We start from the raw sequence: 26,769 nt of genomic DNA, 5'->3' as shown, positions 1-26,769 counted from the left end.
GCCGCTGTCCGAAGTTCATTCGCCCTTTTCCCTTTACTTTTTTATCTTTAGGAACATTCACTTAAAAAGCTTGTAGAAATGAGATCACCATTGATCAGTCGCCCTATTACCATTCTTTTAACCACCCTGGTTATTATCCTGTCCGGTTGTTCCAACCTTCCTGATGCGGTGTTGGAATCCCCGAATGAGGAGATCAGGATCGCCTTTGGTCTTACGAGCGAAGGAATCCCGCAATATGAGGTCTTTTATAAAGGAAGCCCCGTAATCCTTCCTTCGACCATGGGTTTTGATTTCAAGGAGATGCCTTCCCTCAGGGACGGTCTGAAGATCAGTGAGATCAGCTTTAACACCAAGGACGAGACCTGGCCCATGCCCTGGGGGGAACAGGACAGCGTACGCAATCTTTACAACGAGATGCGCATCGCCCTGGAAGAGACCAAAGCTCCCAACCGCAAATGGGATATCGTTTTCCGGGCCTTCGACGATGGGATAGGATTCCGGTACGAGTTCCCTGAACAACCCGGTATGGAAGAGATTCTGATCACGGACGAGAATACCGAGTTCAACCTAACCGGGGACCACCGGGTGTGGTGGCAGCCGGGCGACTGGGATATTTACGAACACCTCTACAACGAGACGAACTTCTCCGGGATAGATGCGATCTCCAAAAGAAACGACCCCAACCTGAAGGCGACTTACATCCCTGAGAATGCCGTCAACACCCCCGTAACCATGAAGACGGCCGAAGGGGTCTACCTGAGTTTTCACGAAGCAGACCTTACCGATTATGCCGGGATGACCCTGAAAGTGGATCCTTCAAACAACCGTATGGTGAGCGAACTGGTGGGATCCGAGAGGACCGGGGGAAAGGCGGTGATCTCAGCTCCCTTCAACACCCCCTGGAGGACGATTCAGATCGCAGACAGGGCCGGGGACCTGATCGAATCCGGACTCGTCCTTAACCTCAATGACCCCAATGCGATTGGGGATGTGAGCTATTTTACCCCCATGAAATACGTGGGGATCTGGTGGGAGATGCACCTGGGAAAATCCACCTGGGACATGGAAGGGAGCCAGAGCATGAATACCTTTACGAAAAGCGGAGAGGTCAAACCCAACCACGGGGCGACCACTGAGAATGCGATGAGGTATATAGATTTTGCCGCCGAGAACGGGATCAAGGGCCTTTTGGTAGAAGGCTGGAATACCGGCTGGGACAAATGGATCAATACAGACGACCGGGAAGGGGTGTTCGATTTCATGACGCCTTATGCGGATTACGATTTTGACAAGGTCATGGCCTATGCCCGTGAAAAAGGGGTGGAGGTGATCATGCACCACGAAACTTCTGCAGCCCCTCTCACCTACGAAAAACAAATGCCCGTAGCCTACAAGTTCATGAAGGACAACGGGATGAATAGTGTTAAAACAGGGTATGTAGGCAAGATCATTCCCAAAGGGGAATACCACCATGGCCAATGGATGGTAGAGCACTACCACAAAGTCCTCGAAACCGCTGCGAAGTGGAAGATCGCCATCAACGCCCACGAACCTATAAAGGATACCGGGAAGCGACGCACCTATCCCAATGCCATCGCTAGGGAAGGGCTGAGGGGACAAGAATTCAACGCCTGGTCTGCTGATGGGGGAAATCCCCCGGACCATTTGCCCACCGTGGCCTTTACCAGGATGTTGTCAGGACCCATAGATTTCACCCCCGGGATTTTTAATATCAAGTTTGACGAGTACAAACCGGATAATCAGGTGAGTACTACCCTGGCACACCAGCTGGCGTTGTATGTCGTCATATACAGCCCTATCCAGATGCTGGCCGACCTGCCGGAACACTACACGGAGAACGGGAAACCGCACCCTGCTTTGCAGTTTATACGGGATGTGGGGGTCGACTGGAGCGAAAGCCATGTCCTTGACGGGGAAGTGGGCCAGTTCGTAACCATCGCCCGCAAGGAAAGGGGCACAGGCAACTGGTTCGTCGGTGGAATCACTGATGAGGAGGGAAGGACAGAAACTGTTCGGCTCGATTTCCTCGACCCTGGCAAAACATACAAAGCTGTACTTTACAAGGATGCGCCGGATGCCCACTGGGATGACAATCCCGAGGCCTATGAGATCACCTCCATGGACGTGACCTCAGAAGACCGCGTTGAGGTGAAACTGGCACCCGGTGGCGGGTTTGCGCTGAGTCTGATGCAAAAATGACGGGTAATCGCAAGTCTGTGACTTGTGGTATTTTCCTTATCGAATGGTAAACGATTTGCAGTCAATCGGTTTATCTTTTCAAGATGAGCCGCAACTACAAATTTCACAACCCAAAGGCAGCTTATTTCGTTTCCTTTGCCACTGTGTATTGGATAGATGTCTTTACAAGACAACCTTATTTTCAGATACTGGCAGAGGCAATCACATACTGCCGGAAGGAAAAGGGAATGGAACTTTTTGCCTATTGCTTTATGCCTAATCATGTCCATTTTATCTTTCGGTCTTTCAATGGAGATCCAGCCTCATTACTCCGGGATTTCAAGAAGTATACTTCAAAAAGAATCGTTACTGCCATACGGGAAAATTTTCGGGAAAGTAGAAGAGAATGGTTGTTAGAAATGTTCGGGAACGCAGCTTCGAAAAAAAAGAATGTCAAAAATTACCAGCTTTGGCAACATCATAACAAACCTGTAGAACTGTGGAGTGCCAAAGTGATCAAACAAAAATTGGATTATATTCATAAAAATCCGATTCGTTCAGGATTTGTAGTACATCCGGAAGAGTGGAAATTTAGCAGTGCAAGAAATCTTCAGGGTGATCATTCCGTAATGGAAATTGATGATATAGGGTTTTTGGGGTAGAATATGGTACCACCAGTCTGGAGACTGGCGGTAGCGGTAGCAAGATTCAAAGCTCACACAGTTTATTTTTTTTGATTTTGGCCGCTCTGTTCTATCTTCTTCAGCAGCTCCACCTGCCTTTCCATGAGTTCTGAGATCCCGCTCAACAATTCGATGTTCTTGGGAGTGGCTTCCGATTGGTTTTTGGGATCATCTGCCTTGTTTCGGATCTTGTTCATGACCTTGACCACCAAAAAAATCGTAAAACCAATGATCAGGAAATCAAATCCTGCTTCCAGGAGTTTGCCATATCCTATGGCGATCTCCTCCGGCTTGGTAACCCCATCCAGGGTGACAGCCTCCCTTAAAATGATCTTCTTGTTCTCCCAGTTGATGCCATCAGTCATAAAGGAGAGGGGAGGGAGGAAGATCTCCTTCACCAGGACGTTGACTACATTGTTAAAGGCCGTCCCTATGATCACCCCAATGGCGATGTCGATCATATTTCCTTTTACGGCGAATTCCTTGAATTCTTTGATGAGCTGGAGTTTCATGATTAAATATTTTTCTGCCCTTTGGTTGCAGTAGATGTTGAGAATATTCTTATCGAAATATATTAAAATATCGTTCCTGATGCTAGTCCAAAACTAAACCTATGCCCAAGAGAGTTAAATTTTGAAAGGGTTAGAAAATCTTCAATACTTTTAGAAGAGATACTTGCCGATTAGCGTATGACAGGAGAGGAACGATGAATAGAACTCTCCTTTAATTTTATGAGTCTCTGAGAGACTTTAATTTTACAGAATCATTGAATGTCGACCTGCACATCGTGTTTGTCGAAATTTATTGCCTTTACTTCCTCTAGTTTCTTTTTTTGATGGACATTCTATAAATGGTAAATCATGAAAAACAGACGAATTATTTTAGTGATGGGAGTTTTTCTGTTAAACTCCTGCATCGTAAAGTCACTTTTCCCCTTTTATACGAAAGACAGTATCTCATTTGAACGGAAATTTATAGGGAAATGGCATGATGAAAAGAACAATTATTGTGAGGTGTTCTCCTTCAAGGAGATGTACTTGAAAGACAAAAAAGTTTCATCCCCTGAAGACCTGTCTCCTGAAGACCTTGAGGAATACAAAATGTACAAGGATGGATACTATGTGGAGCTTTCAGACGAGGATAGAAACGCATCCTTTGTGGCTATGCCATTTAAGATCAGGGACCAGCTTTTTCTCGATTTTTCACTCTTTGATGTAGATATGAACACCATTAATCCGGTAGCTACGGGACATTTTGTAGGCATGCATACCCTGGCAAAACTGGAATTTTCAAATGATAACAACTCGGTGGAATTACTTTGGTTTTCAGAGAAGAAACTGGTTCAATTGTTGGATGAAGATCGGATAAAGATAAAGCATGAGAGAACAGGGGTGAATCAATCGGGATATTTGCTGACAGCCTCATCGGAAGAATTGGAAAGATTCATTACTAAATACATAGATTCTGATATTCAGGATAAATGGAAAGGTGAAACCATACAATATTACTTTAAGCGATAAATGAACAGTGTTGAATTGAAAATATCAAGGAGTCACCTCAGGCCGTTGTTGTTCAATGCTATTCTTTGGTCTGCGGTCTTCGTGTTATTGCTCTTTTCATTTTCACATTTCAAATTGCCTAAAAAAATAGATTATATCTATACGGGAAGTTTTTTGGTCACGATCATTATACCCGTTCTCATAAACCTGTATCTGATCATTCCCGTTTTACTGAAACGGGAAAGGTATCTGCCGTTCATTCTGTTTTTTATCCTCAATTTATTCGCTTTTACTCTGTTTAACAGGTGGTTTTTCAATTATTTTATAGACTTTGTATTTCCGGATTATTTCTTTATCTCCTATTATTCAATCACAGAGTTAACGGGGATATTTTTTATTTTCCTCTTAGGAACCACCTTGCTCAAGCTCGCTGAGGACTGGATCCACTTTAATACGGCGGAAAACCGTCAACTGAAAATAAAGAATCAGCAGATCCAAATGCAACTTGCCTCCCTGAGATCCCAGATGAATCCGCATTTTTTGTTTAATTCACTGAATGTGATCTACGCCCTTGCCCTGGAAAACAAGGAAACGACCAAGGACGCCATTGTCCAGTTATCGGATGTCCTCAGATATATTATTTATGATTCCAATACTTCGCGGGTGACCTTAAAAGAAGAGTTGCTTTTGTTGAAGAATTATATTGCATTTCAAAGATACAGGCATAAAGAAGCTGATAAGATCCTATTCAAGCAGGATGTGCAGGACGAAGAGTTCTCTATATATCCCATGCTCTTATTGCCTTTGGTTGAGAATAGTTTCAAACATGGAGCCCCCGCTAAGTCAGATGAGAACTTTATCTCCATAGATTTCGTTCAAAAGGACAATGTATTTCAATTTACCATTGAGAACCACAGAAGGGAAGACTATGAAAATTTAAATGGAGGATATTCAGGTGTGGGGTTGGCTAATATCAAAAAGAATCTTGAAATTGTATACCCGGATGCCCACGAACTGGAAATAATCGAAGGCAAAAACAAGTATAGCATATCGCTTAAATTATACAAGGATGCTCCTTAATTGCCTGATCGTAGACGATGAACCCACTTCTCAAAAGGTGCTGGAGACCTTTGTGAACAAGGTCGACTTTTTGGATCTCGCCGGAATTTGCGGAGATGCCATGGAGGCCCTTCAGCATCTCCAGAAAGAGAAGATAGACCTCATGTTTCTGGACATCAACATGCCGAAGATCTCTGGATTGACATTTTTAAAATCACTTAAAAACCCTCCTGAAGTCATATTTACTACGGCGTATTCAAAGTATGCGATTGACGGTTTTGATCTGAATGCGGTGGACTACCTTCTAAAGCCTTTTTCTTTTGACCGATTTTATACAGCAGTCACCAAGGTGTTAGAGAAGAGTGCTCAGATAGGGCCCACAGACCGCAGGGATCATTATTTGATAGTCAAGGCAGACAAGACCCTGCACAAGGTAAATATCGATGATATCTTATTTGTAGAAGCCTACGGGGACTACGTAAAAATCCATATCGATGACCATTTTCTTTTGACCAACAGCACCTTTACCAATATCCTGGATCAATTACCTAAGAAGAAGTTTATCAGGTCCCACAAATCCTTTGCCATCAATCTAGATAAGCTCAATAGCCTGAGCGGCAACCAGGTGTTCATAGGGAAACACAAGATCCCCATCGGACAAAAGTTCAAATCCGATTTCCTTAGAATCCTGAACAACCTCTGATTTTTTTAATCCTTCGACACATCGGAACTTCCCCTTCAACTAAGTGAAATAGCACCCTTTTCTTCGGTTTTCTCTAGTGTAAAACGGATTGTCGGTCAATTCTCATTGTTTGCCATGGGCAAAAACGTGTTCGACGAATTGATTTAATAATGTTCTGATTTTGTTCTTGCTTTAGTTTATAAAACAAATCAATTACTAAAACACTTCAACTATGAAAACACTCTTTTCCACAGTATGCATTATTGCAGGATTATTTAGTATGAACGCCCAAAGTATCGGTGTCCGGGCCGGAGCCGATTTTGCAACCGCCAAGGCGGATTTTGATGGGATTAAGATCAGCGACAATGAGACCGGATTTTACATTGGATTGTTCACCGAGATCCAGGTATCAGAATCTTTGGATATCAGGCCGGAGATCAATTATATCGCCATACAGGACCTGGACCAGATTCAGGTACCCGTGTTGGCACAATTCGGTTTGTCTGATAAGTTCAATGTGGCAGTGGGCCCCAGTTTCGGATTCCTGCTCAATACCGAGGAAGGTGAGAAATCATTCAATTTTGGGGCAGCTTTGGGCCTGTCATTTGATATTTCAGAGAACTTTCTCATAGAGGGCAGATACACCTTGGGATTGTCCAACCTGGTCGAGGACAATGAGTTTGATGCCTCTTTAAAGCTCAGTGGATTCCAATTGGGTCTTGGATATAAATTTTAAAAGGATGATACATATCCTATCGAGATTCAACTACCTATCTAAAGATTTCAAATCATGAAAAAGATACTATTTAGCATGCTGATAATGTCTGCGATCGCTCTGCAGTCTCAGACAAAACTGTACGTCCACCCCGATGCCGAGACTTATGTGGCCGGTACGAAGACGATCGCAATATTGCCATTAGACACCTCGGTAAAGCTAAGGCCTAAGGAGTTAAAGGATTTCACACCCGCACAGATCAGGGAAATTGAAAATGAGGAAGCGCTCAATATTCAAAAAGCGATGTACTCCTGGTTTCTGACCAGGGAGAAAAGGGGAGAACTCCTGGTTGGCGTTCAAAATCCGACGATCACGAATTCACTGCTAAAAGATGCTGGAATAGAGCCTTTAAAGGCATTCGAGCAAGTATCTGCAAAGATCTGTGAGATTCTTGGTGTGGATGTGGTGGTCACTGGCAAATATTCTACAAATAAACCCATGTCTGATGCTGCGGCATTAGGCATGGCCGCTTTCGGTTTTGTTGGGGCGACCCAGAATGCGACGGTGAATATGGACTTTATCCATATGGATAACGAAGTGGTGGTCAACTATTTTAAGAATGTCAAAGGCGGATTGGGCTCTTCTGCGGATGATCTAATCAATGTGCTGATGCGGAAAGTGTCAAGAAGGATCCCTTATACAAAATAGACCAGGTAACAGATAAATTCTTATTATTTGTTAAATGCAGGTATGATTAATTTTGGGCTAACAGCACCTGTTATAAATAGCTACCTTCCCACTAATGCAAAATCTTCTTTATTGAATAAATCCAGTACCGACCTGAATGGTTAAAGGCCGGTACTTGGATTTCATGTTCGAATTGGACAGGCCAAGAGCAGGGACTTCGCTTAAATAATGTGGCTAAATAATTACAAGACCGCCGGCTTTTAAAAAGTCACATAATTAAATAATCAATGCTGTTACAAAATAGAGACGTCAGAATAAACAATTATGACCGAGAAAAAAATCACTATCTCAATTGCATCTGAGGAGGATCGAGATAAAATCTATCATCTTAGACACGAAGTATACGGCACTGAATTAAGGCAACATTCAGAAAATGAATTAAAACTTTTTCGCGATAGATTAGATGATTTTAATACTTATATCTGTGCCAAAATAAATCAGAAAATAGTTGGCTTTATAAGCATTACTCCTCCCCACATGGATCAGTTCTCTATAGATAAATATCTTAACAGAAAAGACCTGCCTTTTAAAGTCGATGAGGGCTCATATGAGATGAGAATATTAACAGTCATTCAAGAGTATCGTGGACGGCCTATAGCATTAGCTCTGATGTGGTCAGCCTTTAGGTGGATTGAATCAAACGGTGGTACAAACATCATGGCCATTGGTAGGACTGAAGTTTTAAGCATGTATTTAAAATTAGGTTTTAAAGCAATGCAAAAAACCATTAAATCAGGTGAAGTAAAATTTGAATTACTTCTGGGCAATGTTGGTGCACTAGGCACTTTTGCGGACAAAAATTTAAAACAACTTTTTATAAAGTTAGAAAGTCAGTGCAATTGGCATTTAGCGATCCCTTTTTTTAAACCATCAGAATGTTATCATGGCGGTCATTTTTTTAAGGCCATAGGAAATGAGTTTGACAACCTAAACAGACGAAAAAAAATTATTAATGCTGATGTTCTGGACGCTTGGTTTGATCCATCTCCAAAAATCCTGAAAGAATTAAATAAACATCTTTCCTGGATCAGTAAAACTTCGCCGCCAACTGATTGCAGTGGAATGGCTAATAGTATTGCAAAAATGCGTGGTGTTAAACCTTATAATATACTGCCAGGAGCTGGTTCTTCAGATCTCATTTTTCTGGCCTTCAGAGAATGGCTGACTTCCAAATCACATGTTCTTATACTTGATCCGATGTATGGTGAATATGAACATGTTTTAAAGAATATTATAGGATGCAAAGTGGATCGACTAAAATTGTTTAAAGAGGAGAACTATAATTTAAATCCTGATAGGCTTGTTTCAATGGCCAAAAGCAATTATGATCTCATAGTAATTGTCAATCCAAACAGTCCCACAGGGCAGTACGTTTCTCGAACAAAATTGGAAACAGTTCTGAAGCAAATCTCGCTTCCAACACGCATTTGGTTAGATGAGACATATGTAGAATACACAGGTAAAAATCAGTCCCTCGAAAAGTTTGCAACCAAAAGTATGAATATTATAATCTGCAAGTCAATGTCTAAAGTGTATGCGCTAAGTGGTCTGCGCTCTGCCTATTTATGTGCATCACCTTATCAACTTGAAAAGCTCAAGTCTATTTCTCCTCCATGGGCTGTAAGTTTGCCGGCCCAAATAGCAGCAGTAATTGCAATAAAAGACAATGATTATTACGAAAAATGCTATGAAAAAACTAAAGTCTTAAGAGATGAGCTTTCAAGAGAGCTGATGAAAATCACAACATTAGAGATTATTCCAACTAAAGCAAATTTCATTCTTTGTTATTTACCAGAAAATGGTCCCAATGCCGATTTTATTGTATCCAAATGCAGAGAGAATGGACTTTTCATTAGAAATGTGTCTAATATGGGGACCAATTTCGGAACACATACCATTAGAATTGCTGTAAAAGACAGAGCGACGAATCATATGATGATTAAAATTTTTAAAAAAGTTTTAATTAAATCCTCCATAAGAGATGCTAAAATTTGTAGCGTATAAAAATAATGGACAGGTCTAGCTATACTCTGCCACTTCTATATCTAGTTTCAAGTATTTTATTTATCGGATGTGCCTCGTTCCCTAAAAGATCCGTTATCGATCAGTCGCCAATTATTTTAAAGATATCGTCAATAAATGGTAGATATGAACTTGAACCCATTTATTCTGGGCCTACAAAGGATACTGCCAGGACCTGGAACTTAACAAGTTCGGATTTGGGGGTTTATCATACCTTTTATGATGAACTAAATAATGGATGGCTAACTAAAAAAATTATAGTTGATCCCTCAAAACGATATTCATTTACAATTGAGGTTATTGATAATAAAAAATTGGCGATAGATTATTTGGAAGGCGATAGTATTATAAGGCAGAAGAAAATAAGATTTGGAATTAGAAATGATGGTTATCTGTATTTAAAAAATCGGAGTTTCAAAATGAGGGGCATTCCCTATTTATTTGGTGATATTGATAAAAAAAGAATCCGTTTAACACTGAATAGGGATAATAATTTACTTTTTGAAACGGCAGAATTTCACAGTGGTGGATTGTTTCTATTGATGATTAATCCATTCACTAAAATGAAGTATGAAAAAATATTTCTCCGAATAGAATGAAATTTCCTATCCGCTTGCCAATTAAGATCATATGAGTAAAGCCTCATATGATTTCTAAAAGGCTGCATGTACGCTGGGCGAATTACCAGTATTTGATCAGATACGTCACACTTTTATCAATACCGATAAAATAATTCTCATTTTTAAATTCAGGAAGAATGATTTTGTTGATTACTTTCTCACAAACTTCATCAGTTATTCTTTCCCTCGTTTCTATACCGGTCACTATACTTATTTGACCAATGGATCTGCTAAATAAAATTAGAAGACCATTATTGGGATCCCCATCAAGGGTACCCCATTCTTTCGCTAAATGGGTTGCGAAATCTAATATGTCTTCATAAGGTTCAATTGAATCTACGGTTACAATTGAAATTTTTCGCTTGTTAATTAATTCGAATTCTGATAATCGCTTTTCCAGCTCACTTATTTGCTGTACCGTAAATAGATTCTCGAAATCTGATACGTATCCCAGAGGTTCTCGGAATTTGTCAGGCAGTGAAGCTTCTTTTAATTCAGGCTTGACTTCAGCATCGGAACTATTCTTTACGGACTTACTATCATTACAGGATGAAAATAGAAATAGGCACACGATTATAATTTTGTTTTTCATATCGATTCAAATAGTGTTAGTAAATGATATGCAGCTTATTGGTTAAAGATTAAATTAATCCTTGATGCAGTAATGTAGGTCAAAATATCAGTACTAGAACCAATTATGAATAAAAGAATTAATGGACATGCATAGGTATTTTAGTGCGTCCGTGGATGTGATAGGTATATGAATTTCAAAAAATAAATGGTTAATAAGTAAAGTTGAATTCTAGAAAAAGCCGGCATTTCATGCGGCTCTTACTCTGGGAAAATTGGAAATATCTATTAAAAAAGCGGGAATTAACTCCTTCGTCGTTGAGTCCCCCCCGAACATCTTGAACGAGAAAAAGCCGGCATTCCATGCGGCTCTTACTCGGGTATTGAATTTTTGATAAGTGAGGCGGGAATTACTCGTCCTGTCGGACTTCGTGAGTCCCGTGACGTCATTTTGAACGAGAAAAAGCCGGCATTTCATGCCGGTTTTTTATTTCATCCGCCTTCGCTCAAGCAAGCTTGGCTTGGCGACCTGAAATAAAAAAACCAGCGCGCTGCGCTGGCTTTTTCTCGCATCTGTACTCGAGGCGGGACTTGAACCCGCACGGCCGTAATGGCCATTGGATTTTAAGTCCAACGTGTCTACCAATTCCACCACTCGAGCCTCCGGTAGAAACTTGATAAAACAAAAAAACGCTGCATGCAGCGTTTTCTCTGAGCGAAAAACGGGATTCGAACCCGCGACCTCCACCTTGGCAAGGTGGCGCTCTACCAACTGAGCTATTTTCGCATCATTGTAAATAGCTTCCAAGCTTAAACGCATACTGCATTTGTTTGGCGCTCTACTCCTGTACTCAGCTAAGCTGTAGTACAGGAAGCTATTTTCGCATGTGTACAGAACAACGCATCTCCAACAGATGCGGACGCAAATTTAATACAATTCTGTAAAATCCAAAGAACTTTCGGGGGAAAAAGAAAGTGGGGAAACCTCCAAAGTCCTCAGGAAGTGGCCTTCTTGTTCTTGGTTAGCAAGCGCTTGATCTCGTTGAGTTTCATCAGGGCCTCCACGGGGGTGAGGGTATTGATGTCCAGGGTAAGGATCTCGTCCTTGATCTCCTCCAGCAGGGGGTCATCGAGATGAAAGAAACTCAGCTGCATCTCAGAGGCAGCTGCCTGCAGTTTTCCGGTGAGTTCTTCGCTCGAATGGCTCTGCTCCAGTTTTTTCATCACTTTCTCAGCCCTGTGGAGCACCTGCTGGGGCATACCGGCCATCCTGGCCACGTGTATCCCGAAACTGTGGGCGCTTCCACCCGGACTTAGCTTTCGCAGGAACAAAACCTTATCCTTTAATTCCCTGACGCTCACATTGAAATTTTTGATCCTCTCAAAGGTCGCAGCCATTTCGTTCAGTTCGTGGTAGTGAGTGGCAAAAAGGGTCTTTGCCCTGCTGGGATGCTCGTGGAGATACTCTGCTATGGCCCAGGCAATGGAGATCCCGTCATAGGTGCTCGTACCCCTTCCTATCTCATCCAGCAGCAACAAACTGCGCTCGGAGAGATTGTTCAGAATAGAAGCGGTCTCATTCATTTCCACCATAAAGGTGGATTCTCCCAGGGAAATATTGTCGCTTGCACCTACACGGGTAAAGATCTTGTCTACCATTCCTATGGTGGCTTCATCTGCGGGGACAAAACTCCCTATCTGTGCCAGCAAGACGATAAGTGCCGTTTGGCGAAGGATGGCAGATTTCCCGCTCATGTTGGGCCCGGTGATCATGATGATCTGCTGGTTCTCCCTGTCGAGGATCACATCGTTCGGGATATAGGCTTCACCGGGAGGAAGCTGGTTTTCAATGACCGGGTGCCTCCCCTGGGTAATATGAAGGGCTGTGGAATCGTTCATGGACGGGACCACATACCGGTTCTCCCTTGCCAGTTGAGCAAAGCCACAAAGGCAATCGAGGCTGGCAATCCCTTTGGCCGTTTCCTGTATGGAATGGATGTATGCATGCATCCACAGCACCAGCTGGGAAAAGAGCTGCTGTTCCAGCTCCAGGATACGCTCCTCCGCACCCAGGATCTTGGCCTCATACTCTTTCAGCTCTTCCGTGATATACCGCTCTGCATTGACCAGGGTCTGTTTCCGGATCCAGTCTTCCGGGACCTTGTCCTTATACGTATTGCGAACCTCGATATAATAGCCGAAAACGTTGTTGGAGGCGATCTTCAAACTGCTGATACCGGTGCGCTCTGTCTCACGGGCCAGCATTTGGTCCAGGTAATCCTTTCCGGAGGTAGCCAGGCCGCGAAGCTCATCGAGCTCTGCCGAAAATCCGGGAGCTATTGTATTTCCTTTCAGAACATTTACAGGGGCATCCTCACTGAGCACTTCTTTGATACGCGTCCTGAGTTCCTCACAAGTATCCAGGCTTTCCCCGATCGCATCCACAGCCTGGTTCCCCGTTCCGGTCATCCACTGCTTCACCGGAACGACGGCCTCCAGGGAATTCTTCAGCTGAACGGCCTCCCTGGGGTTGATCCTGCCTGTGGCGATCTTGGCGACCAGTCTTTCCAGGTCCCCCATTTTATCAATGCGTTCCTGCATTTTCCGATGCAGACCTTCCTCTTCCAGGAAATACGCTATAGACTTATGCCTGCCCCGGATCTTTTCCAGGTCTTTTAGGGGGAATGCCAGCCAGCGCTTCAGCAGGCGCCCTCCCATGGGGGATTTTGTTTTGTCTATCACCTGAAGCAGGGTCACCGCTTCCGGGTGAGGGGATTGGTAAAGTTCCAGGTTCCGGATCGTAAACCGGTCCATCCAGACATGGTCTGTATTTCCGATGCGTACCAGACTGGTGATATGCTGTAACCTCCTGTGCTCGGTCTCGGACAGGTAGTGCAAAGCGGCACCGGCCGCTATGATCCCCAGTGTGAGGCCAGAGATGCCAAATCCTTTCAGGGAGGCCGTTTTGAAGTGGTTGCAGAGGGATTCATTCGCGTAATCCTGCTGGTAGATCCAATCTTCCAATAAAAAGGTGTGATAGGCCGTGCCGAAGGTTTCCGCGAAATCCGTCTTGTGTTTTTTGGAAATCAGGACCTCACTCGGGTTAAAATGCTGCAGGAGGGTGTCCATTTCTTCTGCACTGCCTTCCGAGGTTAAGAATTCCCCCGTGGAGATGTCCAGCATAGCGATGCCATAGGCTTTACTTCCAAAATGGAGGGCACAGAGGAAGTTGTTGCTTTTGGAAGAAAGGATGTCATCATTCAGGGCTACACCCGGGGTAACGAGTTCGGTGACACCCCTTTTGACAATTGTCTTGGTCTGTTTGGGGTCTTCCAGCTGATCGCATATGGCCACGCGTTGCCCCGCTTTTACCAGTTTGGGCAGATAGGTATTCAGGGAGTGATGAGGAAAGCCCGCTAGTTCCGTGCGATCTCCGCCGTTGTTTCTCTGGGTAAGGATGATCCCGAGGATTCGCGAGGCCTTTACAGCATCCTCCCCGAAAGTCTCATAAAAATCACCTACGCGGAATAGCAAGAGCGCATCAGGATACTTGGTCTTGATGGTGTTGTATTGCTTCATCAGCGGGGTCACCTTCCCGGTTTTTTTCATAGTGTTTCCTTTTGATCCTCCTCTTTGGGCTTATCTTTACACCTGTAAAACGAAGGTATCGATTTGCCCAGGCAATGTAAACACTTGTTGATATTTTGGGATAACTTGGACCATCGGATATCGATTTGAGACCGAATGCGCAAACTGCTGAACAAAGAGCTGGACCGGCTGGATGTCGAGGCCTTTAAAGAGGCCGAAAAAACGCCCCTTGTCCTTATCCTCGAAAACATTCGAAGCCTTCATAATATTGGGTCGGTCTTCCGGACTGCGGACGCATTCCTGGTCAAAAAGATCTACCTGTGCGGGATCACGGCCACCCCTCCCCACAAGGACATACGGAAAACGGCCCTGGGAGCCACCGAGAGTGTCAGCTGGGAATACCGAAAAGATTGCCTCGGACTCATCCTTGAACTCCGGGAAACGTATCGCTGCCTGGCCGTGGAACAGGCCGTTGGGGCAGATCAACTCAACACCTTCAAACCCTCAACTGAGAAACCGTATGCCCTGGTCTTTGGAAACGAGGTAAAGGGGGTGACCCAGGAAGTGGTCAATGCCTGCCAAGGGGTACTGGAAATTCCACAGGAAGGGACCAAACACTCCCTGAACATCGCGGTAAGCGCCGGAGTGGTAGTGTGGGATTTTTGGAGTAAACTCCGTGAAATCTCCAAAAACAGGTAGGAATACTTTATTTTTTTGAACGCGTTTGTGAAGCTGCGGTAAAATGCAGGATGCGGTCCAGCACGTATTCGTAATCGGCGGGATTTTGAACAAAATCGAGCTCACTTACATCCAAGATAAGCGTTTTTTGTTCTGGATAGCTCTTTATAAAGTCGAAATAGCCCTTGTTAATGCGTTCCAGGTAATCGGGTTCGATCCTTTGCTCATAACTCCTGCCCCTCTTCCTTATATTCTCCAGCAAACGGTCCGTGGTCTGGTATAGGTAGAGGTAGAGATTCGGTTTGCGAACCTCGCGGTACATCAGGTCGAATACTTTCCTATAAAGGAGGTATTCATCAGGTTGAAGGGTGATCTTTGCGAAGATGAGGCTTTTGTACACGTCGTAATCACTCACCATGAACTTCTTGAACAGGTCGAACTGAGTGGTGTCTTCCGTGAATTGCTGGTATCGGTCGGCCATAAAGGACATCTCCAGGGGGAACGCATAGCGCGCCTGGTCTTCGTAAAACTTAGGAAGGAAAGGGTTGTCCGCAAAGCGCTCGAGGACGAGTTTAGCCTTGTAATCTTCTGAGATCCTCTGAGCAAGGGAGGTTTTTCCAGCTCCTATATTCCCCTCAATCGTCACAAAATGGAGGTCAGCGAACTTCTCTTCCCAATCCGTATGGAGTTTGATATCGGTCTTGGTCAGCGTGGATTCGTCCCTGCATTCCTGCAACAGGTTGCGCGTATCCTTATTCAGAACGGGATGGTAGAATTGGGGCGCAATGTCGGCCAGGGGTTTCAGTACGAATCTCCTGAAGGGGATACCGGGGTGAGGGATCTTTAAACGCTCACTTTCTATTGCGATTTTATCGAAATAGAGGATGTCAATGTCAATAGTGCGCGACCGGTATCCCTCCTCTTCAGATCGAATTCTACCAAGGGACTTTTCTATTTCGAGTATGTGGTCCAATGCCTGTTCCGGGGTCAGAGCCGTTTCAATTTCCGCACAGGTATTGAGGAAGGGATCCGATTCAAAACCCCATGCCGGGGATTCATAGACCGGGGAGATCTTTTGTACTGATCCTATTTTCTCCCCGACCAGGAATAGAGCTTTCTGCAGGTAATAGACCCTGTTCCCCTCGTTGCTTCCCAGGGATATATAGACCGTATGAAGAGGTGTCATAGTTCTGGCAAAATAATGAAAAAGAAATTGAATAAGACCCATTAAGGTATTCACTAGAAGCTGACGTTTTCCATTCTGGCAAGCCCCGTGAAATAGGGGATGCCTATAAGTCCATTTTGTGAAAATATGGAGGGTTGATTCAAGGAGATTAGCACATTCACTATCTTTGGTCCGATTAAAAGATCCTTATGAATTTTTTGAGAAATCTGTTGGCTGCGATCCTGGGAACCCTCATAGCCTTCGGCATCCTGTTTTTTATGTTCCTGATCTTTATCAGTCTTGCCGGTGCGGAAGAAGGGGTTGTGGTAAAACGCAATTCCGTACTGGACCTCCAGATCAAGGACCCCATCAATGACTATACGGGTAATAATGAGGCTGACCCCTTTGCCGGACTGTTTGAAGATGCTGTGGGTCTTGATGATATCCTGCATGCGATTGCCGTGGCAAAGACGGATGACAGGATCAAGGGGATCAGTGTGCGGAACCAGTTCGTAATGGCCGGATGGTCCCAGGTAAAGGCGATCAGGGATGCGCTAACGGATTTCAAAGAGTCCGGAAAATTCGTCTACGCCTATGCCGACATGTACATGCAAAAGGATTATTTCCTGGCCAGTGTGGCAGACAGTGTCTTCCTCAATCCGGTTGGGAACATGGATTTCAGAGGGCTTTCAGCTGAAGTGCTCTACTTTAAGAAATTGCAGGAAAAGACAGGAGTAAAGATGGAGGTCGTGCGCCATGGAAAATACAAAAGTGCCGTGGAACCATTCCTGCAGGATGAAATGAGTGAAGAGAACAGGACACAGATCCGGGAATTGCTCGAATCCATCTGGGCCAGTATCCTGGATGATGTATCCTCGGACAGAGTATTGGAGCCGGCAGACCTCAATGCCATTGCGGATAGCCTCGGTGGAAGAACACCTGCCCTGGCCCTGCGTTCCGGACTCATAGACGGGACCTTGTATATGGACCAGTATGAAAGCCGGATCAAAACTGCCCTCGGGATCTCTGATGACGAGGATATCGATTATGTGGAGCTCAATGATTATATGAAAGAGGCCCGAAAAAAATCGATTTACAAGGGGAGTGACCGAATAGCCGTGATCTATGCGCAGGGTGAAATTTTCTACGGGGAAGGCGGCCCTAACTTCATAGGGCAGGGACTTATCAATGAAGCCCTTATCCGAGCCCGGGAGGACAACAAAATAAAAGCCGTGGTCTTACGGGTGAATTCCCCAGGAGGAAGTGCCCTCACCTCTGATCTGATCTGGAGGGAAGTGGAACTCACCAAAAAGGTGAAACCGGTGGTGGTTTCCATGGGCGACGTGGCTGCCTCAGGAGGATATTATATAGCCGCCGCGGCAGACAAAATCCTGGCAGAGCCTACGACGATTACCGGATCCATCGGGGTCTTTGGAACCATCCCAAATATCAGTGAACTGGCCAGGGATATCGGGATCAATGCAGAACAGGTAGAAACCAATGAATATTCAACCGAGTACTCCCTCTTTGAACCGATGAGCCCCGAATTCAGAAATGTGATCACAGAAAGCATAGAGAACACCTACCAAACCTTTCTTCAGCGGGTAGCTTCAGGTAGAAATATTACGGTGGAACGTGCAGACAGCTTGGCCCAGGGCCGGGTGTGGAGCGGGACAGAAGCTCTGGAACTGGGTCTTGTAGACCAGCTTGGCGGTCTGGATGATGCCATTGAGGTGGCAGCTGAATTGGCAGATATTTCCTCCTTCAGCATTCGGAGGTATCCCAGGTATAAATCCAATTTCGAGATGCTTATGGAGGATCTCTCAGGAGCCAGTGAGAGAGCCAAGGAAGACCTGCTGAGATCAGAAATGGGGGAGGACGGCTATCGTCTTTACAGGGAAGTCAGAAATGCCGTTCAACAAAAGGGGGTACAGGCCAGGATCCCTTTCAGCATAACCATTCGATAGAAAATGACGGATAAGGACAGGAAGGTTGCCTATAAGATCTATCTGTACCTGGGGGCCCTATTTATCACCTCCCTGGTCGTATCCAACCTCATTTTTCAGAAATTCTTTTATTGGAGACCCTTTGGTGAGATTTCTGTCTACGGCGCCTCCCTCTTCGAGATCTCGGTCGGGATCCTCCCGTACCCCATCACCTTCCTGATCACAGACCTTATCTCGGAGATTTACGGGAAGAAAAAGGCCAACCAGATCGTAACGGCGGGTATCTTTGCTTCCTTCTTTTCCATGGGGATCATCCTGCTGGCAGAATTGGCTCCAGCCATCCCGGAATCGCCTATAGATGATGAGACCTTCAGAAAGGTGTTCGCCCTATCACCGATCGCTGTCCTCGCCTCTATGATCGCCTACCTCTGCGCACAATATGTGGATATCGCCATATACCATTTCTGGAAAAGGGTCACAAAGGGAAAATACCTATGGATACGGAACAATTTTTCCACCTTCCTCTCCCAGTTCATCGATACCTTTACGGTGGTAGGCTTGCTTTGTATCTTCGGGGTCCTGCCGTGGACCCTCTTTACCGGTCTCGTGATCAGCGGATTTTTATTTAAGGTATTTATTGCGGTCTTAGACACCCCTTTTCTTTATTTTTTCGTATATATCCTAAGGAAACGGTTTGGATTGAAAATGGGCGAGGAGATCGTCCTGGATATCTGATCCTGATTTCCCGTCTCAAAATCTCATAACATGAAAAAGAAAGTTGTAAAAATTGCAGCTGCTATCCTGCTGATCCTCATCGGAGCCATTGTTGCCCTGCCCTTCATCCTGGAAGGCAGGATCGGCCAGATCATAAAAAATAAGGTCAACAGCAATATCACAGGAACCTTCGATTTTGCCGATGCCAGCCTTAGCCTGATCCGGAGCTTTCCCAATGCCCACCTGCGCATAAAAGAAGCCGTGCTGACCACGGCAGCGCCCTTTGAGGGGGATACCCTGTTCAGCGCAGCCAGCATCGATCTCTCCCTTTCGGTCTACGAGCTGTTCAAGGGTGCATCGGAACCCATCAAACTACGGGAACTTACCCTGGAAAAGGCCTATGTCAATATTGTGTTTGATGAGGAAGAAAGGCCCAATTACGAGATAGCCAAAGAGAAGGATTCCCCCGGGGAAGACCCTTCCGGTGAAAGCGGATTTACCCTGGACCTGCAGGAGTATGGGTTCACTGATTCCCGCCTGGTATACACAGACAAGGCAGGAGGGATCTACCTCGACCTAACAGGACTACAGCACAAGGGTTCCGGAGACCTGTCCCTGAATGAATCCAGGCTGGATACCCGTACCGAAGGGCTGGTAAGCCTGAGTATGGACGGCACCGAATACCTGAACAGGCATAAGGTGGTCCTTGATGCCCTTCTTGGGATCGACCTCCAGACCAATACCTACACCTTCCTGGAGAATAAAGGGTTGGTAAACCAACTGCCCCTGGTGTTCGAAGGTTTTGTGCGCGTGGAGGAAGACTTTAATAAGGTCGACATCACTTTTGAGACCCCCTCCTCTGATTTCAGGAACTTCCTGGCCCTGTTTCCGGAGAAATACTCCAAAGACATCAATGGGGTTAGCACTACAGGCGACTTTGTGGTCAAAGGCGAGTTCAAAGGCAGGATAGACGAAGAGCACATTCCCGCATTCCGAATAGACATCCGATCAGATAAAGCTTCCTTTAAATATCCCGATCTGCCCAAATCGGTAGACAACATCGTCCTAGCGGCAGAGATCATTAATGAAACGGGGTTGGTAAAGGACACTTACGTTACGGTTGAAAAGGCCTCCTTTAACATCGATCAGGACCGCTTCGCCATGGAGGCAGACCTCAGGGACCTGACCGGCAATACCCGGGTGAATGCTCACATCGATGCGAATATGAACCTGGCCAATCTGTCTAAGGCCTATCCCTACGCGGCCGAACAGAACCTCAAAGGTCTGCTCAAGGCAGATGTGACCACGGCATTCGATATGGCCACGCTGGAAAATAAGCAATACGCCAAAACTCGTACCTCCGGCAAGTTGAGCTTGGAGGGATTTGAATACAACAGTGAGGAACTGACGGCCCCTGCCAGGTTCAGCCTGGTCTCTATCGACTTCAAACCTGAGAGGATCACCCTGAACCGAATGCAGGGCAACCTGGGGAAAACCGATTTTGACATCAAGGGTACCCTTTCCAACCTGTTGGGCTTTATGTTCAACAAGGAGGACGTGGAGGGTGTATTCAGCCTTGAATCCAACACCTTTTCCCTCAATGACTTTATGGTGGAAGATACCGAGGCAACTTCGGGTGAGAACAAGAAGGCAGAGACTGCATCCGTCAAGATACCGTCCTTCCTGAATTGCAGCATTGATGCCAGGGCCCAGACCGTCCTATATGACAACCTGGTCCTGAGGGATGTTGAGGGAAACATAAAGGTAAAGGACGAAACGGCTACCCTTAGCAATTTCTCTTCTTCCCTTTTCAAGGGCAAATTGTTGTTGGACGGTTCCGTATCCACCAAAGGTGAAGTTCCGGTTTTTGACATGAAGCTGGGTGTGGAACAATTTCAACTGGCGGAGGCATTTAGCAATCTGGATCTGTTAAAGGCCCTGGCGCCTGTGGCATCAGCCCTGCAGGGAAAATTGAATTCCCGGATTTCCCTTTCCGGCATCCTGAGTCCCGAATTCACACCCAAACTGGAAAGCATCACCGGTGATGTGTTGGCTGAGATCTTCGAGACCAGCATCAATACAAACAAGGCCAACGTGCTCAATGCCATGGCCTCACAGCTCCAGTTCTTTGACCCTGCAAAACTCAACCTGAGCGGATTAAAGACTACCCTTTCATTCAAGGACGGAGTGGTTACCGTCCGCCCCATGACATTTAAATACCAGGATATAGCCGTAACAGTAGATGGCAGCCATAGCTTTGACAACCAGCTCAATTACAGGGCCAGGCTGGATGTTCCTGCCAGATACCTGGGTTCTGAAGTGAACAGCCTTATTGCCAGGATCAATGACAACAGTTTGGAGGACCTGACTATTCCCGTAGGGGTGTCCATAGGTGGGAACTACAGCAGTCCCCAGGTGAAAACGGACCTTACCACAGGGGTGAAGGACCTCACGGCCAGCCTGGTGGAGATACAGAAACAAAAGCTTCTCAATCAGGGTAAGGAAAAGGCTTCTACTCTTTTGGAAGGCCTTTTGGCAGGGAAGAAGGCAGACAGCACGGGCACAAAGACTACCACAACCGATGAGGTGAAGAAGACTTTAGGGAATATCCTGACCTCAGGGACCCAGAAAACGGATTCGACCCGCAGGGACAGCACGGCGGCCGGAACGCCAAACCAGGCGGTTAAAGAGGCTGCGAAATCGGTACTGGGGGGTTTATTGAAGAAAAAGAAGAAGGATTCCGTAGTGGTGAAAAAAGACTCTGTCAACTAAGACTCAGGCCTACGTAATAGCCCTCGCTTCCCCTGACGTTAAAAACAGTATTATCCTCAAAGAGGAGATACTGTCCTTTGATGCCGATTAGCTCTCCTTCGAATTCAGGGGTCTTTTCCAGGTTCAGGCTCTTTACCTTTTCGGGGTAATGGAGGACCGGAAAATGGATTTCAGTCTCCTTGTTGTTTTCGATAAAGTAAGGCGCAGCTTCTTCAGGGATATAAGGGCGTAGCTTATTGCGCCAATTCACGAGATCCTCATCATCTATCTGGTTGGTCAGCATCTTCCGCCAATTGGTCTTGTCTGCGATGTGTTCCTTTAGGGCCACTTCCGTGATCCCTGCCAAATACCTGTTGGGAACTTCCACGATCTCTATGGCCTCATGGGCACCCTGGTCTATCCACCGTGTGGGCACCTGTGACTTGCGGGTGACACCTACCTTGATGTTGCTCGAATTGGCCAGGTATACGATATGGGGCTGCAATTGCATCCTCTTTTCGTATTCGAGGTCCCTGTCTTCTTTCCCCAGGTGAGCGGTGCTAAGCTCGGGATGCATGATCCATTCCCCGGCCGCAGGGATCTCGTAAAAACAACTCCGGCAGAACCCCTGCCTGAAAATAGGTCTTTCCAGTCCGCAGTTGAGGCATTGATACCGAAGGAAGTTGATTCGCAATTTCTGCCCGAGAACCTGGTTCACATTCAGGAAATCTGTTTCGAACAACAGGTAATACTGGATAGGGTCCCCGACCTCCGTTCTCATCTTGCGCAAAACCCCTTCAAACTGCATAGGCTGGTTTGTTTAGAAATTCGGTTAAAATTGCTAACTTTTGACTCTTTATCAAAACGGGCCAAAGATACCTAAAAATGCCGATTCCATTATTCAATTCCATTGCTTCCTGGCTGCTCAAAAAGCGGTATCACCAGATTGAGCTGTTTCTTAAGTACCCGGCCGAGGTTCAGCAGGAAGTGCTGGAACAATTGCTCGAGATCGCCGAGGACACCGAGATCGGCCGCCACTACGGATACACATCCATCGAAAACTACGAACAATTCAGGGATCGGGTACCTATCATCTCCTACGAGGAAGCTGAGCCCATGATCGAGCGGAGCAGAAGGGGAGAACAGAACATTTTCTGGCCCACCGCCATCAAATGGTTTGCCAAGAGCAGCGGTACCACCAACGCAAAAAGCAAGTTCATTCCGGTAAGTACTGAGGCCCTGGAAGACTGCCACTACAAATCGGGTAAAGATCTCCTATGTTTGTATCTGAACAACAACGAAAATTCCCAGCTCTTCACAGGGAAAAGCCTCAGGCTTGGCGGAAGCAAGGAGTTGTATGAGGACAACGGTACTTTTTTCGGGGACCTCTCGGCCATCCTGATCGATAATATGCCCTTCTGGGCAGAATTGAGCAGCACCCCCAGCAATAAAGTATCCCTGATGAGCGAATGGGAATCCAAGATGCACGCCATTATCCGCGAGAGTATTCAGGAGAATGTGACCAGTTTGGCGGGAGTGCCATCCTGGATGCTCGTGCTTTTGAACAATGTCCTGGAGGAGACCGGGAAACAACATCTCTTCGAGATCTGGGAAAATCTGGAGGTGTATTTTCACGGGGGGGTGAGTTTTAAACCATACAGAGAACAATACGACAGGCTTCTTCCCAGAAAGAATTTCAGGTACTACGAGATCTACAACGCCTCTGAAGGATTCTTTGCCATTCAGGACAGGAACAATGCGGATGACCTCCTCCTGATGCTCGATTACGGCATCTTTTACGAATTCATCCCTATGGACCAGTATGGTACCGAGGAGCAGAAGACCATCCCCCTGTGGGAGGTGGAGACCGGAAAGAATTACGCCATCATCATCACCACTAATGCTGGCCTCTGGCGTTACAAAATAGGGGATACCGTCAGGTTCACTTCCACGGATCCCTATCGAATACAGATCACGGGCCGGACCAAACACCATATCAATGTCTTTGGGGAAGAACTCATCATCGAGAACGCAGAAAAAGCTCTGGAGCAAATATGTCGGGAAACCGGAGCTCAGATAAAGGACTATACAGTGGCCCCTATCTTTATGTCAGGGAAGGAAAAAGGGGCGCATGAGTGGATGATCGAATTCCGGAAACCGCCTGAAAAGATGGGTGACTTTACAAAGTCTCTGGATAAGGCACTCAAAACCCTGAACTCTGATTACGAGGCCAAGCGTTACAACAATATGACCCTGAATATGCCAACCATTCACATAGCGAGGGAGAACCTCTTCTACGACTGGCTGAAATCCAAGGACAAGCTCGGAGGCCAGCACAAGATCCCCAGGCTCTCCAATGACAGGGCCTATCTGGATGAGCTTCTCCAGATGAACGGGTAAAAAAACAATACCTGTATATCCCGAATACCCCAGGCTTTAAGCTACTATATCGATAAAACGCATCCGATCGTCAAATAAATAGGTCGACATTCCCCGATAATGCCCAACTTGTTGCACCGAACTTAACCACAACTTTATCATCATGGCAGAAAAACTGGTTATCCTTTCCGATTTATGGGGGTCTAAAAAAGGTCTTTGGATCACCTCTTACCTAGGGTATCTGCAGCAATATTTCGACATTCAATATTATGACACCTTCCAGTTGGCGGATGTCGACCTGGTTGTTTGCTCTTCTGAGAACCTGTTGAAGTCCTTTGAGCAGGGAGGTATGGAAACGGCTGTGGCTCAGCTCATGAATAAGGAAAAGAAAGCGGCACACTACCTCACATTCTGTTGCGGGGGTACCGTGGCATGGCATGCTGCCCACAGGGGCCTGCCAATGAAGTCGTTGTACGCCATGGCCCCTATGAACATTCCCGATGATATTCCTGCTCCCGACTGTCCTGTTCGTTTGTTGTACGGAGAAAGGGACCAGCATATTCCGGCCGAGGAATGGGCCGTAAAGAAAGGAGTTTCATTGGAGGTCTTATCGGATTTCGGACACGAGCTGTACTCGGATGAAAAGATCATCCAAAAGGTCTGTCTGACCCTCCTGGATGCGGTAATCCACAAAAAATTTCAGATTTAAGAGACCGCCTTTAGCTTCTTGATGGTCTCGTAGGAAAGTTTTTCCTCTGCATATGGTTTGGTGACCTTGAATTCCGTGTCATCACTGCTCGGAAGTTCAAACATAGCATCTGTAAACACGGCTTCGCATAAAGATCTCAGCCCTCGTGCTCCCAGTTTGTATTCTATAGCCTTGTCCACGATATAATCCAGGGCCTGTTCTGTGATTTGGAAGGTGATTCCGTCCATGGCAAACAGTTTTTCGTACTGCTTTATGATCGCATTCTTGGGTTCTGTTAGAATCGCCCTGAGTGTTTTCTTGTCGAGCGGATTCATATGGGTGAGCACAGGCAACCTCCCTATAATCTCAGGGATCAAACCAAACTCCTTCAGATCCTTGGGGATGATGTACTGCAATACATTATCCTGGTCTATGTTTTCTTCTATCCGGGCTGCGCTATAACCGATGGCCTGCATGTTCAGCCTTTTGGTGATGATGCGCTCGATACCGTCAAAGGCACCTCCGGCTACAAAAAGGATATTTTCGGTATTTACCTCGATAAATTTCTGGTCGGGGTGTTTTCTTCCTCCTTTTGGAGGGACGTTCACTACCGTGCCTTCTAGAAGTTTTAGTAGCCCCTGTTGTACGCCTTCCCCTGAAACATCCCTGGTTATAGACGGGTTGTCGCTTTTGCGTGCGATCTTATCGATCTCATCGATAAATACGATGCCCCTTTCGGCTTTTTCCAGGTTGTAATCCGCTGCCTGCAGTAATCTGGTCAATATACTTTCTACGTCTTCTCCCACATATCCGGCCTCTGTGAGCACCGTGGCATCCACGATAGCGAGAGGTACGTTCAGCATCTTGGCAATGGTACGGGCCATCAGGGTTTTTCCTGTTCCGGTCTGACCTACCATGATGATGTTGCTCTTCTGGATCTCGATCTCGTCCTCCTTGGAACTGGGTTGAAGGAGTCGTTTGTAATGGTTGTATACGGCTACGGAGAGCACTTTTTTGGTACGCTCCTGTCCGATAATAAAGGTATCCAGAAAGCCCTTGATTTCCAGCGGTTTTTTAAGAGTCAATTCCGAAGACAGGTCGTCTGTCTTGGATTGCTTGGACTCCTCAGCCACTATACCGTGTGCCTGCTCGATACATCGATCACAGATATGGGCATCCAGGCCCGCTATCAGCAGGTTCGTTTCGGGCTTTTTCCGACCGCAAAAAGAGCATTCTAGGTTTTCCTTTGCCATTTTTCTCTGTACTATCGCCTATAATAACGAAATAATTCTGATTTTGGTTCACCAACCGGTCCGTCGGTTAGTTTTCACGGATAAAACACAATCATTAGTCTTTATCCCTTTCCAGGATTTCGTCTATCATCCCGTAGGCAAGGGCCTCCTCTGCTTTCATCCAGTAATCCCGGTCACTGTCCTCGTACACCTTGTCAAACGGCTGGCCTGAATGCTTGGAGATAATGGTGTAAAGCTCATCCTTGATCTTCAGCACCTCGTTCGCTGCGATCTCAATGTCACTGGCCTGTCCCTGCGCCCCTGACATGGGCTGGTGGATCATCACCCTGGAATGCTTGAGTCCGCTTCGTTTGCCCTTTTCTCCTGCGCAGAGCAGAACGGCTGACATGGATGCGGCCATACCCGTACAAATGGTGGCGACGTCAGGTTTAATGAACTGCATGGTATCATAGATGCCGAATCCTGCGTACACGCTCCCTCCCGGAGAATTGATGTAGATCTGTATGTCTTTGGAAGAGTCTGCACTGGCCAGGAACAACAATTGTGCCTGGACAATGTTGGCCACCTGGTCGCTGATCCCGGTGCCCAGGAAAATGATGCGATCCATCATCAGCCTGGAGAAAACGTCCATGGCTATGGCGTTTAACTGGCGCTCCTCAATGATATTGGGGGTCATGTTCACGGGATACATACTCCTGAGGATGTCATCGTAGTACAAACTGCTGATCCCCTGATCTTTTATTGCGAAATTTTTGAATTCTTGTCCGTAGTTCATATGTGGAAAACGATATTAAAAAAATTGAGCCGAATC

General features: G+C 45.9%; 22 protein-coding genes and 2 tRNA genes. 15 read left to right on the top strand and 9 right to left on the bottom strand.

What is annotated here, in order from left to right; all coding sequences use genetic code 11:
- Positions 1-78 precede the first annotated feature (78 nt).
- Positions 79-2,220, top strand: coding sequence for a glycoside hydrolase family 97 protein (locus GWK09_RS02880; RefSeq protein WP_163691502.1), 2,142 nt, complete (start codon positions 79-81; stop codon positions 2,218-2,220).
- 83 nt (positions 2,221-2,303) lie between these two features.
- Positions 2,304-2,861, top strand: coding sequence for an REP-associated tyrosine transposase (locus GWK09_RS02875; RefSeq protein WP_163691501.1), 558 nt, complete (start codon positions 2,304-2,306; stop codon positions 2,859-2,861).
- Between the two features lie 62 nt (positions 2,862-2,923).
- On the opposite strand, the gene mscL is transcribed toward GWK09_RS02875, so the two are convergent.
- Entirely contained in the window at positions 2,924-3,394 is a 471-nt protein-coding gene (gene mscL / locus GWK09_RS02870) for a large conductance mechanosensitive channel protein MscL (RefSeq protein WP_163691500.1), read from the bottom strand.
- Between the two features lie 348 nt (positions 3,395-3,742).
- On the opposite strand from mscL, the gene GWK09_RS02865 reads away from it, so the two are divergent.
- The 7 genes from GWK09_RS02865 (at position 3,743) to GWK09_RS02835 (ending at position 10,205) form a co-directional block, all read left to right on the top strand.
- Positions 3,743-4,402, top strand: coding sequence for a hypothetical protein (locus GWK09_RS02865; RefSeq protein ID WP_163691499.1), 660 nt, complete (start codon positions 3,743-3,745; stop codon positions 4,400-4,402).
- 15 nt (positions 4,403-4,417) lie between these two features.
- The gene (locus tag GWK09_RS02860) at positions 4,418-5,461 is read left to right on the top strand and encodes a sensor histidine kinase (RefSeq protein ID WP_163691498.1); all 1,044 of its coding nucleotides are present in this window, start codon (positions 4,418-4,420) and stop codon (positions 5,459-5,461) included.
- Positions 5,451-6,143, top strand: a complete 693-nt coding sequence (locus GWK09_RS02855) for a LytR/AlgR family response regulator transcription factor (protein ID WP_163691497.1) — start codon at positions 5,451-5,453, stop codon at positions 6,141-6,143. Before GWK09_RS02860 ends, GWK09_RS02855 begins: the two co-directional genes overlap by 11 nt.
- 211 nt (positions 6,144-6,354) lie before the next feature.
- Positions 6,355-6,858 (top strand): porin family protein, encoded by a 504-nt coding sequence (locus tag GWK09_RS02850; protein ID WP_163691496.1) that lies wholly within the window; start codon positions 6,355-6,357, stop codon positions 6,856-6,858.
- 54 nt (positions 6,859-6,912) lie between these two features.
- Positions 6,913-7,545: a hypothetical protein gene (locus GWK09_RS02845; protein WP_163691495.1), complete on the top strand. Its 633-nt coding sequence runs from the start codon at positions 6,913-6,915 to the stop codon at positions 7,543-7,545.
- A gap of 303 nt (positions 7,546-7,848) precedes the next feature.
- A complete protein-coding gene (locus GWK09_RS02840; RefSeq protein ID WP_163691494.1) occupies positions 7,849-9,588 on the top strand; it encodes an aminotransferase class I/II-fold pyridoxal phosphate-dependent enzyme in 1,740 nt (579 codons plus the stop codon).
- Between the two features lie 5 nt (positions 9,589-9,593).
- The gene (locus tag GWK09_RS02835; RefSeq protein WP_163691493.1) at positions 9,594-10,205 is read left to right on the top strand and encodes a hypothetical protein; all 612 of its coding nucleotides are present in this window, start codon (positions 9,594-9,596) and stop codon (positions 10,203-10,205) included.
- An 82-nt stretch (positions 10,206-10,287) separates the two neighbouring features.
- Here GWK09_RS02835 and GWK09_RS02830 read toward each other — a convergent pair whose 3' ends face one another.
- From GWK09_RS02830 to mutS, 4 genes are all read right to left on the bottom strand, one after another.
- On the bottom strand, positions 10,288-10,818 hold the full coding sequence (locus GWK09_RS02830; RefSeq protein ID WP_163691492.1) for a TPM domain-containing protein: 531 nt from the start codon (positions 10,816-10,818) through the stop codon (positions 10,288-10,290).
- 554 nt (positions 10,819-11,372) lie between these two features.
- Positions 11,373-11,457 (bottom strand) — tRNA-Leu (locus GWK09_RS02825).
- A 53-nt stretch (positions 11,458-11,510) separates the two neighbouring features.
- Positions 11,511-11,583, bottom strand: a tRNA-Gly gene (locus GWK09_RS02820).
- A gap of 209 nt (positions 11,584-11,792) precedes the next feature.
- Positions 11,793-14,405 (bottom strand): DNA mismatch repair protein MutS, encoded by a 2,613-nt coding sequence (gene mutS, locus GWK09_RS02815; RefSeq protein WP_204260350.1) that lies wholly within the window; start codon positions 14,403-14,405, stop codon positions 11,793-11,795.
- 135 nt (positions 14,406-14,540) lie between these two features.
- On the opposite strand from mutS, the gene GWK09_RS02810 reads away from it, so the two are divergent.
- Positions 14,541-15,083: a TrmH family RNA methyltransferase gene (locus GWK09_RS02810; protein ID WP_163691491.1), complete on the top strand. Its 543-nt coding sequence runs from the start codon at positions 14,541-14,543 to the stop codon at positions 15,081-15,083.
- 7 nt (positions 15,084-15,090) lie between these two features.
- Here GWK09_RS02810 and folK read toward each other — a convergent pair whose 3' ends face one another.
- On the bottom strand, positions 15,091-16,248 hold the full coding sequence (gene folK, locus GWK09_RS02805) for a 2-amino-4-hydroxy-6-hydroxymethyldihydropteridine diphosphokinase (protein WP_163691490.1): 1,158 nt from the start codon (positions 16,246-16,248) through the stop codon (positions 15,091-15,093).
- A gap of 188 nt (positions 16,249-16,436) precedes the next feature.
- Between folK and sppA the strand changes: the two genes are divergently transcribed.
- Genes sppA through GWK09_RS02790 form a run of 3 tightly spaced genes read left to right on the top strand, consistent with a single transcriptional unit; the run spans position 16,437 to position 21,659 of the window.
- The gene (gene sppA / locus GWK09_RS02800; protein ID WP_163691489.1) at positions 16,437-18,194 is read left to right on the top strand and encodes a signal peptide peptidase SppA; all 1,758 of its coding nucleotides are present in this window, start codon (positions 16,437-16,439) and stop codon (positions 18,192-18,194) included.
- Between the two features lie 3 nt (positions 18,195-18,197).
- The gene (locus GWK09_RS02795; RefSeq protein ID WP_163691488.1) at positions 18,198-18,908 is read left to right on the top strand and encodes a queuosine precursor transporter; all 711 of its coding nucleotides are present in this window, start codon (positions 18,198-18,200) and stop codon (positions 18,906-18,908) included.
- 30 nt (positions 18,909-18,938) lie between these two features.
- Complete coding sequence (locus GWK09_RS02790; RefSeq protein ID WP_163691487.1) at positions 18,939-21,659, top strand: AsmA-like C-terminal region-containing protein; 2,721 nt, start codon at positions 18,939-18,941, stop codon at positions 21,657-21,659.
- On the opposite strand, the gene GWK09_RS02785 is transcribed toward GWK09_RS02790, so the two are convergent.
- On the bottom strand, positions 21,652-22,446 hold the full coding sequence (locus tag GWK09_RS02785; protein WP_163691486.1) for a DUF2797 domain-containing protein: 795 nt from the start codon (positions 22,444-22,446) through the stop codon (positions 21,652-21,654). The two genes, GWK09_RS02790 and GWK09_RS02785, sit on opposite strands and share 8 nt — an antisense overlap.
- A gap of 77 nt (positions 22,447-22,523) precedes the next feature.
- On the opposite strand from GWK09_RS02785, the gene GWK09_RS02780 reads away from it, so the two are divergent.
- Together GWK09_RS02780 and GWK09_RS02775 are read left to right on the top strand one after the other, a co-directional pair.
- Positions 22,524-24,038, top strand: a complete 1,515-nt coding sequence (locus GWK09_RS02780; RefSeq protein ID WP_163691485.1) for a GH3 auxin-responsive promoter family protein — start codon at positions 22,524-22,526, stop codon at positions 24,036-24,038.
- 142 nt (positions 24,039-24,180) lie between these two features.
- Positions 24,181-24,726: a dienelactone hydrolase family protein gene (locus tag GWK09_RS02775; protein ID WP_163691484.1), complete on the top strand. Its 546-nt coding sequence runs from the start codon at positions 24,181-24,183 to the stop codon at positions 24,724-24,726.
- On the opposite strand, the gene clpX is transcribed toward GWK09_RS02775, so the two are convergent.
- Positions 24,723-25,958, bottom strand: a complete 1,236-nt coding sequence (clpX, locus tag GWK09_RS02770; protein WP_163691483.1) for an ATP-dependent Clp protease ATP-binding subunit ClpX — start codon at positions 25,956-25,958, stop codon at positions 24,723-24,725. The genes GWK09_RS02775 and clpX overlap by 4 nt on opposite strands.
- Positions 25,959-26,052: 94 nt before the next feature.
- Entirely contained in the window at positions 26,053-26,733 is a 681-nt protein-coding gene (gene clpP / locus GWK09_RS02765) for an ATP-dependent Clp endopeptidase proteolytic subunit ClpP (RefSeq protein ID WP_163691482.1), read from the bottom strand.
- Between the last annotated feature and the right edge of the window lie 36 nt (positions 26,734-26,769).

This window comes from Muriicola jejuensis (genome assembly GCF_010671595.1).
GTDB classification, from domain to species: domain Bacteria; phylum Bacteroidota; class Bacteroidia; order Flavobacteriales; family Flavobacteriaceae; genus Muriicola; species Muriicola jejuensis.
Note: the sequence above shows the minus strand (reverse complement) of the source record. Positions and strands in the feature narration are given on the sequence as shown.

What these genes read in the sequence shown, in the direction of transcription:
- GWK09_RS02865 (WP_163691499.1), top strand. Translation starts at nt 3,743, where the DNA reads ATGAAAAACAGACGAATTATTTTAGTGATGGGAGTTTTTCTGTTAAAC.
- GWK09_RS02830 (WP_163691492.1), bottom strand. Translation starts at nt 10,818, where the DNA reads ATGAAAAACAAAATTATAATCGTGTGCCTATTTCTATTTTCATCCTGT.
- mutS (WP_204260350.1), bottom strand. Translation starts at nt 14,405, where the DNA reads ATGAAAAAAACCGGGAAGGTGACCCCGCTGATGAAGCAATACAACACC.
- GWK09_RS02835 (WP_163691493.1), top strand. Translation starts at nt 9,594, where the DNA reads ATGGACAGGTCTAGCTATACTCTGCCACTTCTATATCTAGTTTCAAGT.
- sppA (WP_163691489.1), top strand. Translation starts at nt 16,437, where the DNA reads ATGAATTTTTTGAGAAATCTGTTGGCTGCGATCCTGGGAACCCTCATA.
- clpP (WP_163691482.1), bottom strand. Translation starts at nt 26,733, where the DNA reads ATGAACTACGGACAAGAATTCAAAAATTTCGCAATAAAAGATCAGGGG.
- GWK09_RS02840 (WP_163691494.1), top strand. Translation starts at nt 7,849, where the DNA reads ATGACCGAGAAAAAAATCACTATCTCAATTGCATCTGAGGAGGATCGA.
- GWK09_RS02855 (WP_163691497.1), top strand. Translation starts at nt 5,451, where the DNA reads ATGCTCCTTAATTGCCTGATCGTAGACGATGAACCCACTTCTCAAAAG.
- GWK09_RS02845 (WP_163691495.1), top strand. Translation starts at nt 6,913, where the DNA reads ATGAAAAAGATACTATTTAGCATGCTGATAATGTCTGCGATCGCTCTG.
- GWK09_RS02790 (WP_163691487.1), top strand. Translation starts at nt 18,939, where the DNA reads ATGAAAAAGAAAGTTGTAAAAATTGCAGCTGCTATCCTGCTGATCCTC.
- mscL (WP_163691500.1), bottom strand. Translation starts at nt 3,394, where the DNA reads ATGAAACTCCAGCTCATCAAAGAATTCAAGGAATTCGCCGTAAAAGGA.
- clpX (WP_163691483.1), bottom strand. Translation starts at nt 25,958, where the DNA reads ATGGCAAAGGAAAACCTAGAATGCTCTTTTTGCGGTCGGAAAAAGCCC.
- GWK09_RS02850 (WP_163691496.1), top strand. Translation starts at nt 6,355, where the DNA reads ATGAAAACACTCTTTTCCACAGTATGCATTATTGCAGGATTATTTAGT.
- GWK09_RS02780 (WP_163691485.1), top strand. Translation starts at nt 22,524, where the DNA reads ATGCCGATTCCATTATTCAATTCCATTGCTTCCTGGCTGCTCAAAAAG.
- GWK09_RS02810 (WP_163691491.1), top strand. Translation starts at nt 14,541, where the DNA reads ATGCGCAAACTGCTGAACAAAGAGCTGGACCGGCTGGATGTCGAGGCC.
- GWK09_RS02875 (WP_163691501.1), top strand. Translation starts at nt 2,304, where the DNA reads ATGAGCCGCAACTACAAATTTCACAACCCAAAGGCAGCTTATTTCGTT.
- GWK09_RS02785 (WP_163691486.1), bottom strand. Translation starts at nt 22,446, where the DNA reads ATGCAGTTTGAAGGGGTTTTGCGCAAGATGAGAACGGAGGTCGGGGAC.
- GWK09_RS02880 (WP_163691502.1), top strand. Translation starts at nt 79, where the DNA reads ATGAGATCACCATTGATCAGTCGCCCTATTACCATTCTTTTAACCACC.
- GWK09_RS02775 (WP_163691484.1), top strand. Translation starts at nt 24,181, where the DNA reads ATGGCAGAAAAACTGGTTATCCTTTCCGATTTATGGGGGTCTAAAAAA.
- folK (WP_163691490.1), bottom strand. Translation starts at nt 16,248, where the DNA reads ATGACACCTCTTCATACGGTCTATATATCCCTGGGAAGCAACGAGGGG.
- GWK09_RS02795 (WP_163691488.1), top strand. Translation starts at nt 18,198, where the DNA reads ATGACGGATAAGGACAGGAAGGTTGCCTATAAGATCTATCTGTACCTG.